11 protein-coding genes are annotated in these 13,769 nt (G+C 64.5%); 10 read left to right on the forward strand and 1 reads right to left on the reverse strand.

All coding sequences use genetic code 11. The features are described 5' to 3' along the window. The first annotated feature begins 63 nt into the window (after positions 1–63). Together N551_RS0105650 and N551_RS0105655 are read left to right on the forward strand one after the other, a co-directional pair. The gene (locus N551_RS0105650) at positions 64–1,221 is read left to right on the forward strand and encodes a M20 family metallopeptidase (protein ID WP_027566126.1); all 1,158 of its coding nucleotides are present in this window, start codon (positions 64–66) and stop codon (positions 1,219–1,221) included. Then, a complete protein-coding gene (locus tag N551_RS0105655) occupies positions 1,218–1,928 on the forward strand; it encodes a tRNA (guanine(46)-N(7))-methyltransferase TrmB (protein ID WP_027566127.1) in 711 nt (236 codons plus the stop codon). Before N551_RS0105650 ends, N551_RS0105655 begins: the two co-directional genes overlap by 4 nt. On the opposite strand, the gene N551_RS0105660 is transcribed toward N551_RS0105655, so the two are convergent. Then, on the reverse strand, positions 1,925–3,007 hold the full coding sequence (locus N551_RS0105660; protein WP_027566128.1) for a DUF2336 domain-containing protein: 1,083 nt from the start codon (positions 3,005–3,007) through the stop codon (positions 1,925–1,927). The two genes, N551_RS0105655 and N551_RS0105660, sit on opposite strands and share 4 nt — an antisense overlap. Positions 3,008–3,370: 363 nt before the next feature. On the opposite strand from N551_RS0105660, the gene rimP reads away from it, so the two are divergent. From rimP to pnp, 8 genes are all read left to right on the forward strand, one after another. Then, positions 3,371–4,150, forward strand: coding sequence for a ribosome maturation factor RimP (gene rimP / locus N551_RS0105670; RefSeq protein WP_027566129.1), 780 nt, complete (start codon positions 3,371–3,373; stop codon positions 4,148–4,150). Positions 4,151–4,152: 2 nt separating this feature from the next. Next, positions 4,153–5,763 carry a transcription termination factor NusA gene (gene nusA / locus N551_RS0105675; RefSeq protein ID WP_027566130.1) on the forward strand — a complete coding sequence of 537 codons (1,611 nt, stop codon included), beginning with the start codon at positions 4,153–4,155 and terminating at the stop codon, positions 5,761–5,763. A gap of 22 nt (positions 5,764–5,785) precedes the next feature. After that, a complete protein-coding gene (locus N551_RS0105680) occupies positions 5,786–6,469 on the forward strand; it encodes an RNA-binding protein (protein WP_027566131.1) in 684 nt (227 codons plus the stop codon). 71 nt (positions 6,470–6,540) lie between these two features. Further along, positions 6,541–9,243: a translation initiation factor IF-2 gene (infB, locus tag N551_RS0105685; protein ID WP_027566132.1), complete on the forward strand. Its 2,703-nt coding sequence runs from the start codon at positions 6,541–6,543 to the stop codon at positions 9,241–9,243. Between the two features lie 158 nt (positions 9,244–9,401). Further along, the gene (rbfA, locus tag N551_RS0105690; RefSeq protein ID WP_027566133.1) at positions 9,402–9,833 is read left to right on the forward strand and encodes a 30S ribosome-binding factor RbfA; all 432 of its coding nucleotides are present in this window, start codon (positions 9,402–9,404) and stop codon (positions 9,831–9,833) included. Further along, on the forward strand, positions 9,830–10,948 hold the full coding sequence (truB, locus tag N551_RS0105695) for a tRNA pseudouridine(55) synthase TruB (protein ID WP_027566134.1): 1,119 nt from the start codon (positions 9,830–9,832) through the stop codon (positions 10,946–10,948). Before rbfA ends, truB begins: the two co-directional genes overlap by 4 nt. A 3-nt stretch (positions 10,949–10,951) precedes the next feature. Next, positions 10,952–11,221, forward strand: a complete 270-nt coding sequence (rpsO, locus tag N551_RS0105700; protein ID WP_007598346.1) for a 30S ribosomal protein S15 — start codon at positions 10,952–10,954, stop codon at positions 11,219–11,221. Between the two features lie 377 nt (positions 11,222–11,598). After that, entirely contained in the window at positions 11,599–13,752 is a 2,154-nt protein-coding gene (pnp, locus tag N551_RS0105705; RefSeq protein WP_007598347.1) for a polyribonucleotide nucleotidyltransferase, read from the forward strand. The last annotated feature ends 17 nt before the right edge of the window (positions 13,753–13,769 follow it).

The raw sequence follows: 13,769 nt of genomic DNA on the forward strand, positions 1-13,769 counted from the left end.
AGGCTGCGTCAAATCTGGCCTATGTCGTCATTTGCGGCCGCGCTTTGATGCGCGTCTCCCTCGATGATGCGATTCAAAGGCACAGATGCGCTCATGACCGGCTCCAATTGGTTCGATTCTCAAACTATTCTCGATGGTATCCGCCGCTGGGTGGAGGTCGAGACGCCAACGGACGCGCCTGAACAGGTCAACAAGCTGGTCTCGATGGTCGCGGAGCAATACCGCGATCTCCCTGTCACGCTTGAGCGCATCGCCGGCGTCGATGGTTGCGGCGATCATCTCGTGGCGCGCTCGACCTGGGGCCAGGACCTGCCGGGCATCCTGGTGCTGAGCCACCTCGATACCGTTCACCCCATGGGATTTATCGAGCGCCTGCCGTTCAAGGTCGAAGGCGACAGCGCGTTCGGTCCCGGCATCTACGACATGAAGGGCGGCGCCTACATCGCCCACCACGCCTTTCGCGCGCTTTGTGCCACGGCCGATCGCTCGCCGCTCGGCATCACCCACCTATTCACCTCCGACGAGGAGATCGGCAGCCCCACCTCTCGCGCACTCATCGAGACCGAAGGGCGCAAGGCGAAGTACGTCCTGGTGACGGAGCCGGCCCGCGATGGCGGCAAGATCGTCACCGGCCGCAAGGGCGTCGGGCGATTCGAAGTGTTCATCAAGGGCGTGCCCGCGCATGCCGGCACGCGGCCCCAGGATGGGCGCAGCGCGATCCGCGAGCTCGCCAATGTCATCCTGGCGCTGGAAGCGATGAACGATCTCGCGCGCGGCGTCACCGTCAATGTCGGCGTGGTGCGCGGCGGCACGCGGCCCAACGTGACGCCGGAAGAAGCCCACGCCGAAGTCGATCTGCGCGTGCTGAGCTTCAAGGACGCGGATGAATTCGTCGGCAAGATCCTCGCCCTGACATCGAGGACGGATGGCGTCACCGTCAAGGTCACGGGCGGACTCAATCGTCCGCCTTACGAGAAGAGCAATGCCGGCGCCTCGCTGTACGAACATGCAAAGACGGTTGCCACGGAGATCGGCTTCGAGCTGGTCGACGTTCACACCGGCGGCGGCTCGGACGGTAATTTCACCGCCGCCCACACCGCGACGCTCGACGGGCTCGGCGTCGACGGCAAGGGCGCGCACACACATTACGAGCAGCTCTATGTCTCGTCGCTCGAACCGCGCGCGCGGCTGCTCCATCGCCTGTACCAGACGCTACGATGAGTGAGCGCAAATCAGATCCCGATCGCGAGGACAGCGAGCGCGCTTTCTTCGGACGCCGCAAGGGCCACAAGCTCAGGCAGCACCAGGCCGAGCTGATCGATCATCTGCTGCCGCGTCTTGCGCTCGCCATCGACCGCGAAGCACCGGCGGATGCCCGCGAGATCTTCGCCCCCGCAGTCGACGATTTGCGGCTCGAGATCGGCTTCGGCGGCGGCGAGCATCTTGCGGCGGAAGCGCAAAGCTTCGCCACAACCGGCTTCATCGGCTGTGAGCCTTACGTCAACGGCATGGCGAAGATCCTCGCGCAGATCGAGGCCGCCGACATCGGCAACGTCCGCCTGTTCGCAGGCGATGCCGCCGAGCTCCTGGCCTGGCTGCCGAAGGCTTCGCTGTCGCGGATCGACCTGATCCATCCCGACCCCTGGCCGAAACGGCGGCACTGGAAGCGGCGCTTCGTCCAGGACCGGACCATCGCCGCGATGGCGCACGTGTTGAAAGCCGGCGGCGAATTTCGTTTCGTCTGCGACATCGACGATTACTGCGCCTGGACGCTGTCGCATCTGTCGTGCTCGCAGGACTTTGTCTGGCTCGCGGAGCGCGCCGATGATTTTCGCCTGCCGTGGGACGGATACACAATGACGCGCTACGGCCGAAAGGCCACGCGCGAAGGCCGCAAGGCGGCGTATCTGCGGTTTCGACGGGTCTAGATCGTCTGCCGGTTGCGCCAGAAATTCACGACGCGCTCGGCGGTCGTCGGCATCAGCCGCGTGAAATTCGCGCGCGCCTGCTCGAGATCGGCGTCGGCTGGCGTGCGATTCGGGCCGTACCACATCAGGATCAGTGCACGCACTGTCGGCCAGCCGAGATTCAGCATCCGCCCCAGAACCAGAATTGGATCGTAGCGGTCACCTGTGATCAGGCGGTCGAGGACCGAGAGGCGGACGCCGGACATCGCCGAGAGCGAAGCGATCGCCTCCTCGTATTTGTGGGCCTTGGCAAAGCCAAGCAGCGCGCTCTCGCCAAGATGGCCCCCGCGATGCAAGGCCAGAACCGTACGTTGCGCTCCCGAGAAATCGCGACGCGGGCCCGGCGGCAGCGTGGCTTCCTCGATGGCCGCCATGGCGCGCTTGATCTCGACCTGGCGCACGGGATTGACCACGCTCGAGAGGCGACGGCGGATGACGTCGAGCGTGCCGTCGAGAAGTTGTTTCAGGTTCTCACCCGAAAGATCGCTGCGCTGTCCGATCCTGAGCGTCAGCACGCCATCCTGCGCGGCACGCTTGATCAGCTCCGAATAGCTGCCAGGCGAGAACTCCGCGCCGGAATTGCCCGCGGCGCGGCGTACCACGTCACGATCGCCGCGCTCGACCAGCACGTCGGTGACGACAGCCGACAGCGTGGGGCGCTCGCTCATCGCCAGCAGATGGCCATGGCCCTTCAGTCGCGCGATCTCGACGAGGGCGGCGTCGTCGAGCACGGGCGAATGGCGCAGCACGGGGCCCGCCACCGCGATTTCGTTTTCGTGCGCGAGCTGACTCACGAGATGCCGGGGCGCGTTGTTCAGGCGCGAGAAGCGTTCGGCGAGATCGACGCGCGAGGCGAGCTCGGCATGCGGGACGAGATCAATCAGCAAATTATCGAAGAGATCGATGACATCGGGACGGAGGTTCTCGGCGTCCTGAAAGAACAATTGGGAGATGGCGTGCGCGATCTCGCCGCGACGCCGCGGGTCGCCGCGTTTGACGATATCGTCCAGTCCGGGAATGAGCGACGTGGCAACGGTCATGAAAACGCAAACTCGTACGGGGCACGCCGCGGGTGCGCCCTTGGTCCAAGCCGCCCCACAAGCAAGGAATTTAGGCCTCGGAGGTGAAGGAAGCGTTGCGTGGGGCCGCAGGCCGGGCGCAAAAAGCCCGGCCTGCCCTGCATGGGCCTTGTCCGGGAAGACGGAAAGGGCTATATCAGCGCCAATTCATCTTCTCATACGATCCGCGTAGTGAGAGTGGGCCCGAAAGGACCCGCTCTTTTTTATTACCTGAACGCGGCTTGGTGGAAGATGTGCGGCCCGGCGATCTGTCGGGCGAGTTCCGAAGCGAGCTTTGAGATCTTAAACCAAGCCTTAACCATATCGAGCGCCTTGACCTCTGACATGACCGAACCGAACCCTGGTTCCACGGATGCCGAATTGCTGGCCGAGCCGAGGCTCGTAGTCGAGCCGGGCGTCGCGGCACGGGTGTCCGCGGTCGCGGGGCCGGTGCTCGAAGGCATGGGCTACCGCCTGGTGCGGATCCGCATTTCCGGGGAATCCGGCTGCACTGTGCAGGTTATGGCCGAGCGGCCGGACGGCTCGATGCAGATCGAGGATTGCGAGGCGATCTCGCGGGCACTGTCGCCCGTGCTCGACGTCGCCGACCCCGTCGATCGCGCCTATCGGCTGGAAATCTCCTCGCCGGGGATCGACCGCCCGCTGGTGCGCCGCTCCGATTTCGAGCGTTATGTCGGCCACCTGGTGAAGATCGAGATGGCGGTCGCCCATGAGGGGCGGAAGCGGTTCCGCGGCACGATCGGCCCCGTCGAAGGCGACCGCGTGCATCTGCATCGCGACGACATCAAGGCGGGCGAGGCTGCCGACGTTCTCCTGACGATGGAAGACATCGCCGAGGCACGGCTGGTGCTGACGGACGAGCTGATCGCGGAATCCATGCGCCGCGGCAAGGCCCAGGCACGCGAAATGCGCCGCAATCTCGGCCTGGAGCCGCCGGCGGCACCGCACGCCAGCATCAGCGAGAAAACGACCAAGAACACGAAGCCGATAAAGAAGCCGGCGCCGACCCCTACAAAGAAGCCGGCTCCGACCAATACCAAGAAACATCGCCTGGCCGCCGAACGCGCGCGACGGGGCGAGATCGATCCTGACGAAGGAGACTAGCCATGGCAGTCAGCGCCAATCGACTTGAATTGCTTCAGATCGCCGACGCCGTTGCGCGCGAGAAATCGATCGACCGCGGTATCGTCATCGCGGCGATGGAGGATGCCATCGCCAAGGCGGCGCGGGCCCGTTACGGCAGCGAGACCGACGTTCACGCCGAGATCGACCCGAAGAAGGGCGAGCTTCGGCTGTCGCGCCACATGCTGGTGGTCGAGACGGTCGAAAACCATTCCAACCAGATCTCGCTGGTGGATGCGCAGCGCGCCAATCCCGGTGCCCAGGTCGGCGACACCATTGCTGACACCCTGCCGCCGCTGGAATATGGCCGCATCGCCGCGCAATCCGCCAAGCAGGTGATCGTGCAGAAGGTGCGCGAAGCCGAGCGCGACCGGCAATATATGGAATTCAAGGACCGCATCGGCGACATCGTCAACGGCGTCGTCAAGCGCGTCGAATATGGCAGCGTGATCGTCGATCTCGGCCGCGGCGAGGCCATCATCCGCCGCGACGAGATGCTGCCGCGCGAAGTATTCCGGAACGGCGACCGGGTCCGCGCCTATATCTTCGACGTCCGCCGCGAGACCCGCGGCCCGCAGATCTTCCTCTCCCGCACCCATCCGCAGTTCATGGCCAAGCTGTTCGCGCAGGAAGTGCCCGAGATCTATGATGGCATCGTCGAGATCAAGGCGGTCGCCCGCGATCCCGGCTCGCGCGCAAAAATCGGCGTGATTTCCCGTGATTCCTCGGTCGATCCGGTCGGCGCCTGCGTCGGTATGCGCGGTTCGCGCGTGCAGGCGGTGGTGAACGAATTACAGGGTGAGAAGATCGACATCATCCCCTGGTCGCCCGACATCGCGACCTTCGTCGTCAACGCGCTGGCGCCGGCCGAGGTCTCCAAGGTCGTCATCGACGAAGACCGCGAGCGCATCGAGGTCGTCGTGCCCGACACCAACAACCAGCTCTCGCTGGCGATCGGCCGCCGCGGCCAGAATGTGCGTCTGGCCTCGCAGCTCACCGGCTGGGACATCGACATCCTGACCGAGCAGGAGGAATCGGAGCGCCGCCAAGCGGATTTCGAGAACTCCACCCGCGTCTTCATGGAATCGCTCAATGTCGACGAAGTTGTCGGCCAATTGCTGGCGTCCGAAGGCTTCACCTCGGTCGAGGAACTCGCGATGGTGGACATCAAGGAACTTGCCGGCATCGAGGGTTTCGACGAGGAGACCGCGCAGGAACTCCAGAACCGCGCTCGTGAATATCTCGAACAGCTGGAAGCCGAGATCGAGGCCAGGCGTAAGGAGCTCGGCGTCGAGGACGCAGTGAAGGACGTGCCCGGCGTCACCTCGAAGATGCTGGTGAAGTTCGGCGAGAACGACATCAAGACGGTCGACGACCTCGCCGGTTGCGCCACGGACGATCTGGTCGGCTGGACCGAGCGCAAGGAGGGCGGCGAGCAGACCAAATATCCGGGCGCGCTCGATGGCCTCGAAATTTCCCGTGACGATGCTGAAGCGATGATCATGCAGGCCCGTGTCAAGGCCGGCTGGATCACCGAGGCCGATCTCGCCAAGCCCGCCGAAGAGGCCGAGGCGACCGAAGATCAGCCGGCTTAAGGCGAAGGAGGATGTCACCCGGATGCTCGCCGATACTGACCCCGAACTCGACCATGGACCGCGGACCGAAAGGTCCGCGACCGTGCGGATGTGTGCGGTCAGCCGCGAGGTCCGGCCGGTCGACGAGCTGATCCGCTTCGTCGTCTCTCCCCAAGGGCACATAGTTCCCGATCTCAAGCGCAAGCTGCCCGGACGCGGCATGTGGGTCACCGCCTCGCGCGAGGTGGTTGCGGAAGCCGTTCGGCGTCACCATTTTACGAAAGCCTTCAAGCGCGAGCTGCGAATCCCTCAGACGCTTCCCGCCGACCTCGAGGCGCTCCTGGTCCGGAGCGTGGTCGAAGCCCTTGGGATTGCGGCCAAGGCGCGCCAGATCGTCGCCGGTTTCGGCAAGGTCGAAAGCGCGCTTCGGGAAGGTACGGTCGAGGTCCTGATCCATGCCAGCGACGGGGCCGCGGACGGAATCCGCAAATTGGACATGCTGGCGCGTCAAAATGAGGGAAATCGCGGCGCCAAGCCGCAGATTCCCGTCGTCACCGCACTAAAATCGACAGAATTGGATTTGGCACTTACCCGGTCAAATGTGATACATGCTGCCCTGCTCGCGGGCCCGGCGAGCAAGTCATTCCTGTCACGTAGCCAGATGCTGGTCCGATACCGGATGGCGGACGCTGACAGGACTGCCGAAAAGCCCGGCCAGGATTTCTGAGAGACAACGACCACCCGATAGCACGGTGCGGCAACGCACAACGACAACAAGATCAGGATTAGGACTGCTTAATGGTTGATACCAAGACCCCTGGCGACAAGAAGCTGAGCGTTCCGAGCAAGACGCTATCGCTCAAGCCGCGCGTCGAAACGGGCACCGTGCGCCAGAGCTTCAGTCATGGCCGTAGCAAGCAGGTCGTGGTCGAGAAGCGGGGCAAGCGCCGCATCGACGGCAGCCCCGAGCCACAGGTGGCCGAGGTGGCGAAGCCCGCGCCGGCCGCCGCGCCCAAGCCTGCTCCGGCCCGCCCCGCGCCGCCGCGCAACGCCGGCTCCGGCGTGGTGCTGCGTACGCTGACCGAGGACGAACGTTCCGCCCGCGCCAGCGCGCTGGCCGATGCCAAGGTGCGCGAAGTCGAAGAGCGCCGCCATGCCGAGGAAGAGGCCCAGCGCCGCGCGGTCCGCGAAAGCGCCGAGCGTGCCGATCGCGAGGCCGCCGAAGCCCGCCGCAAGGCCGAGGAGGAGCGTCACCGTCACGAAGAGGAAGCCAAGCGGAAGGCCGAAACCGAGGCCAAGAAGCGTTTTGGCGAAGGCGAGCAACCGCAATCCGCCGCGCGCCCCGCAACGGCGACCTCGGCCGCTCCTGCAGCGCGCCCCGGTGCGCCCATGGCGCGCCCCGGCACAACCACCACGGCACGCCCGGGAACAACGACCGCGCGGCCGGGAACGACCACGCAGCGGCCGGGAGGCCCGGTGGGCCGCGCCCCCGCTGTCGCAGCCGGACCCGACGAGGACGAGGGTCCGCGCCAGATCCGTCGCGGCCCCGGCGGCGCTGCGCGGCCTGTGGTCGCTCCCAAGCCCACCCACAAGCCCGGCCCGCAGAAGGAGCGCGGCCGCCTGACGGTCGTCACCGCCTTCAATGCCGACGACGTCCGCGAGCGCTCGATCGCCTCGTTCCGCCGCCGCACCCAGCGTCTGAAGGGCCATGCCGCGAACGAGCCGAAAGAAAAGCTCATCCGCGAGGTGGTCATTCCGGAAGCGATCACCATCCAGGAGCTCGCCAACCGCATGTCGGAGCGCGCGGTGGAAATCATCCGCATGCTGATGAAGCAGGGCGCGATCCACAAGATCACCGACGTGATCGATGCCGACACTGCGCAGCTGATCGCCGAGGAGCTTGGTCACACCGTCAAGCGCGTTGCCGCGTCCGACGTTGAAGAAGGCCTGTTCGACGCCATCGACGATTCCACCGACACCGAGCCGCGCTCGCCGGTGGTGACCGTGATGGGTCACGTCGACCACGGCAAGACCTCGCTGCTCGACGCGCTCCGCCATGCCAACGTCGTCTCCGGCGAAGCCGGGGGCATCACCCAGCATATCGGCGCCTATCAGGTGCTGTCGCCCGAAAGCGGCAAGAAGATCACCTTCATCGACACGCCCGGCCACGCCGCGTTCACCGCGATGCGCGCCCGCGGCGCCAAGGTGACCGACATCGTCGTGCTGGTGGTTGCGGCTGACGACGGCGTGATGCCGCAGACGATCGAAGCCATCAACCACGCCAAGGCGGCGCGGGTGCCGATCATTGTTGCCATCAACAAGATCGACAAGCCCGACGCCAAGCCCGAGCGCGTGCGCACCGAGCTGCTCCAGCACGAGGTGCAGGTCGAATCCTTCGGCGGCGAAGTCGTCGATGTCGAAGTGTCGGCGAAGAACAAGACCAATCTCGACAAGCTGCTCGAGATGATCGCGCTTCAGGCCGACATCCTCGACCTCAAGACCAATTCGGATCGTCCGGCCGAAGGCACCGTGATCGAAGCCAAGCTCGATCGTGGCCGCGGTCCGGTCGCGACCGTTCTGGTCCAGCGCGGCACGCTCCGTGTCGGTGACATCATCGTCGCCGGCGCCGAAATGGGCCGCGTCCGCGCGCTGATCTCGGATCAGGGCGAGACGGTGCAGGAGGCAGGTCCGTCGGTGCCGGTCGAGGTGCTCGGCTTCAACGGTCCGCCGGAAGCCGGCGATCGTCTCGCCGTGGTCGAGAACGAAGCCCGCGCCCGTCAGGTCACCAGCTACCGCGCGCACCAGAAGCGCGAGAACGCGGCTGCCTCGATCTCCGGCATGCGCGGCTCGCTCGAGCAGATGATGTCGCAGTTGAAGACGGCGGGCCGCAAGGAATTCCCGCTGATCATCAAGGCCGACGTGCAGGGCTCGCTGGAAGCGATCCTCGGCTCGCTGGAGAAGCTCGGCACCGACGAAGTCGCCGCGCGCATCCTGCATGCCGGTGTCGGCGGCATCTCGGAATCGGACGTGACGCTCGCGGAAGGCTTCAACGCCGCGATCATCGGCTTCTCGGTTCGTGCGAACAAGGAGGCCGCTGCGGCCGCCAAGCGCAACGGCATCGAGATCCGTTACTACAACATCATCTACGACCTCGTGGACGACGTGAAGAAGGCCATGAGCGGCCTGCTCGCGCCGACCCTGCGGGAAACCATGCTCGGCAATGCCGCGATCCTTGAGATCTTCAACATCTCCAAGGTCGGCAAGGTCGCCGGCTGCCGCGTCACCGACGGCACCGTGGAACGCGGCGCCAACGTGCGCCTGATCCGCGACAACGTCGTCGTGCACGAAGGCAAGCTGTCGACGCTGAAGCGCTTCAAGGACGAAGTGAAGGAAGTCCAGTCCGGTCAGGAATGCGGCATGGCCTTCGAGAACTATCACGACATGCGCGCCGGTGACGTCATCGAGTGTTACCGCGTGGAGACGATCCAGCGCTCCCTGTAAGTCCAAATCTTACCGAAGCGCCTGAATCTTTTTTTGAACTGAATTGCGGGAGTGCGATGGCCGGATTTTTTTCCGGCCATCCACCCCTCTTCGTTTCAACAAGACAAATGACAGTGCCAGTGCCCCAAACGCGGGCATGACGAGGTGATTTTCAGACCATGCCCCGCCATCATCAGAAAAAGAGTTCCGCGTCCGGCGGCTCGCAACGTCAGTTGCGGGTCGGCGAGCAGGTTCGCCATGCGATAGCCGAGATTCTGGCGCAAGGCAGCGTGCATGATGCAGACCTCGAAGGTCACATCATCACCGTGCCGGAGGTGCGGATGTCGCCCGACCTGAAGCTCGCGACAGTCTATGTGATGCCGCTCGGTGGCCGCGACACCGAGGTCGTCCTCTCTGCGCTCGAGCGCAACAAGAAATTCCTGCGCGGCGAGGTCGCGCGGCGCGTTAACCTGAAATTTGCACCTGACCTTCGCTTCCGCGTCGACGAACGATTCGACGAAGCGGAACGGATCGAGAAGCTTTTGCGAACACCCGCGGTGCAGAAGGACCTGGAACAGGATCCGGATTCGGATCGGGAAGAAGAACGATGACGATGGACCCGGCTCACGGCACGATCGGCGGCGAAGAGGCCGATCAGCTCGACGTGCAGAAAAATAATTTTGCGGACATGAGCGGCAATTCTCAGCCGCCTCAGGAGCCGCGCCGCGTCAACAACGATCCGCGCGCCAACAAGCAGAAGGGCAACCAGCCGCGCCGCGACCGTCGCGACGTTCACGGCTGGGTCGTGCTCGACAAGCCGATCGGCATGACCTCGACGCAGGCCGTTGCCGTGCTCAAGCGCCTGTTCAACGCCAAGCGCGCCGGCCATGCCGGCACGCTGGATCCGCTGGCCTCCGGCGGCCTGCCGATCGCGCTGGGTGAGGCCACCAAGACCGTTCCCTTCGTCATGGATGGCCGCAAGCGCTACCGATTCACGGTATGCTGGGGCGAGGAGCGCGACACCGACGACATTGAGGGCCGGGCGACCGCAACCTCGGACCAGCGCCCGACCCGGGAGGCCATCGAGGCCCTGCTGCCCTGTTTCACCGGGGTGATCCAGCAGATCCCGCCGCGCTATTCCGCGATCAAGGTCCAGGGCGAGCGCGCCTACGACCTCGCCCGCGACGGCGAGATCGTGGAACTAGCCCCCCGTCCGGTCGAGATTCACCGTTTAAGCCTTGTAGATCAACCGGATAGCGACCATGCCGTGTTCGAGGCCGAGTGCGGCAAGGGCACCTATGTTCGCGCGCTGGCCCGCGATATGGGCCGGATTCTCGGCACTTACGGCCATATCTGCGCGCTGCGGCGGACCCTGGTCGGCCCATTTGGCGAGAACGACATGATTCCGCTGGATCAGTTGGAGGCTTTGTGCGATAGAGCCGCGTCCGGCGAGGGTAGCCTCGCCGACGCGCTTATGCCCGTTGAGACCGCGCTGGACGACATCCCGGCACTGGCCGTCACTCGGGCTGATGCGGCAAGGCTCCATCGGGGCCAAGCCGTTTTGTTGCGCGGACGGGATGCGCCCACTTGTAGCGGCACTGTCTATGTCACGGTGGCAGGCCGGCTTCTCGCGCTTGCCGAAGTCGGCAATGGCGAAATCATCCCCAAGCGTGTGTTCAACCTGACCGGCCTGACTGCCAGCGCCGATCGCAACGAGAGAAATTGACCGATGTCGATTGCCGCAGAACGCAAAGCGGAAGTCATCAAGACGAATGCCAACAAGGCCGGCGATACCGGCTCGCCAGAGGTTCAGGTCGCGATCCTGTCGGAACGCATCGCCAACCTCACGAACCATTTCAAGACCCACGTGAAGGACAACCATTCGCGTCGCGGTCTCTTGAAGCTGGTCTCGACCCGCCGCTCGCTCCTCGACTATGTGAAGAAGAAGGACGAGGCGCGCTACAAGGCGCTGCTCGAGAAGCACAACATTCGTCGTTAAGAGTTCTTACGCGCGCCAAACGGCGCGCGTTTTCGCGCGTGATTTCGAACGAAAGCGTTTGTTTAAAGGTTTTTCGTCGAGGCTGCGTGCGCGTCGGATGCGAGCCGTTGACGGCGAGCATCCGGGGCATGATGGGCGAACACCGCGCTTCGGTGTTCGCGTTCGTGCCGACTGACAGTCCAGCAGCAATCCGGCGGCTGGGCACAACGGGCAAGGCGCCCGTATGACCCGAAGGGATGGACGCCATCCGAAATCCAAAAACCATGGCAGGATCGCAGGACGCTGATCGCCCGCTTCGATCAACGTCCCGCAATCTTGCGCATGGTTTTTGTTTTTCGACCCGTCCTTCTTTCGAGAACCCATGAAAGAAGACCTCTATGTTCAATAAGCATTCAGTCGAGATCGACTGGGGTGGACGCCCTCTCAAGCTCGAAACCGGCAAGATCGCCCGCCAGGCCGACGGCGCAGTCGTCGCGACCTACGGCGAGACCGTGGTGCTCGCCACCGTCGTTGCGGCGAAGTCGCCGCGCGAAGGCGTCGACTTCCTGCCGCTGACCGTCGACTACCAGGAGAAGACCTACGCAGCCGGCCGCATTCCCGGCGGCTATTTCAAGCGCGAAGGCCGTCCGACCGAGAAGGAAACGCTGGTTTCCCGCCTGATCGACCGTCCGATCCGTCCGCTGTTCGTCGACGGCTGGCGCAACGAGACTCAGGTGATCGTCACCGTGCTCTCGCACGACATGGAGAACGATCCCGATATCGTCGCGCTGGTGGCCTCATCGGCTGCGCTGACCCTGTCGGGCGCTCCCTTCAAGGGCCCGATCGGCGCCGCGCGCGTCGGCTTCGCCAATGACGAGTTCATCCTCAACCCGACTCTCGACGAGATGGTCGACACCCAGCTCGACCTCGTCGTCGCCGGCACCGCAGACGCGGTGCTGATGGTGGAATCGGAAGCCAAGGAGCTGAACGAAGAGATCATGCTCGGCGCCGTGATGTTCGGTCACCGCCACTTCCAGCCCGTGATCAACGCGATCATCGAGCTCGCCGAAAAGGCTGCGAAGGAGCCCCGCGAGGTCACCACGATCGACAATTCGGCGCTCGAAAAGGAAATGCTCGGCATGGTCGAGCAGGAACTGCGCGCCGCCTACGCCATTCCGGTCAAGCAGGATCGCTACGCCGCGGTTGGCAAGGTCAAGGAAAAGGTGATCGCTCACTACTTCCCGGAAGGCCAGGAGCCCAAATACGACAAGCTGCGCATCGGCGGCGTGTTCAAGGAGCTCGAAGCCAAGATCGTTCGCTGGAACATTCTCGACACCGGCAAGCGCATCGACGGCCGCGATTCCAAGACCGTGCGCAACATCGTCGCCGAAGTCGGCGTGCTGCCCCGCGCCCACGGCTCGGCGCTGTTCACCCGCGGCGAGACCCAGGCGCTGGTCGTGACCACGCTCGGCACCGGCGAGGACGAGCAGTACATCGACGCGCTGTCGGGAACGTACAAAGAGACGTTCCTGCTGCACTACAATTTTCCTCCCTACTCGGTCGGTGAGACCGGCCGCCTCGGCGGCACCAAGCGCCGCGAGATCGGCCACGGCAAGCTCGCCTGGCGCGCGATCCACCCGGTGCTGCCGCCGCACCACGAATTCCCCTACACCACGCGCGTGGTGTCGGAGATCACCGAATCCAACGGCTCCTCGTCGATGGCATCGGTCTGCGGCGCCTCGCTCGCGCTGATGGACGCCGGCGTGCCGTTGAAGCGGCCGACCGCCGGCATCGCGATGGGCCTGATCCTCGAAGACAAGCGCTTCGCGGTTCTCTCGGACATCCTCGGTGACGAGGACCATCTCGGCGACATGGACTTCAAGGTCGCCGGTACCGAGCAGGGCATCACCTCGCTCCAGATGGACATCAAGATCGAGGGCATCACCGAGGAGATCATGAAGGTCGCGCTCGGCCAGGCCAAGGATGGGCGTATCTACATCCTCGGCGAGATGTCGAAGGCGCTCACCAACGCCCGTGCCGAGCTCGGCGAATACGCGCCGCGCATCGAGACCTTCAAGATCGCCACCGACAAGATCCGCGAAGTGATCGGCACCGGTGGCAAGGTGATCCGTGAGATCGTCGAGAAGACCGGCGCCAAGGTCAATATCGAGGACGACGGTACCGTGAAGGTCGCCTCCAACGACGGCGAGGCCATGAAGGCCGCGATCAAGTGGATCAAGTCGATCGCCTCCGATCCGGAAGTCGGCCAGATCTATGACGGCACCGTCGTCAAGGTGATGGAGTTCGGCGCTTTCGTGAACTTCTTCGGCTCCAAGGACGGTCTCGTCCACATCAGCCAGCTCGCCTCGGCGCGCGTGCAGAAGACCTCCGACGTCGTCAAGGAAGGCGACAAGGTCAAGGTCAAGCTGCTCGGCTTCGACGACCGCGGCAAGACCCGCCTGTCGATGAAGGTCGTCGACCAGGAGACCGGCGAAGACCTCGAGGGCAAGGGCGAGAGCCAGCAGCCCGCGCGCGAAGCGGCCGGCGAGTAAATCTCGCCACCTGCCAG

Source organism: Bradyrhizobium sp. URHA0013 (genome assembly GCF_000518345.1).
Classification (GTDB): domain Bacteria; phylum Pseudomonadota; class Alphaproteobacteria; order Rhizobiales; family Xanthobacteraceae; genus Bradyrhizobium.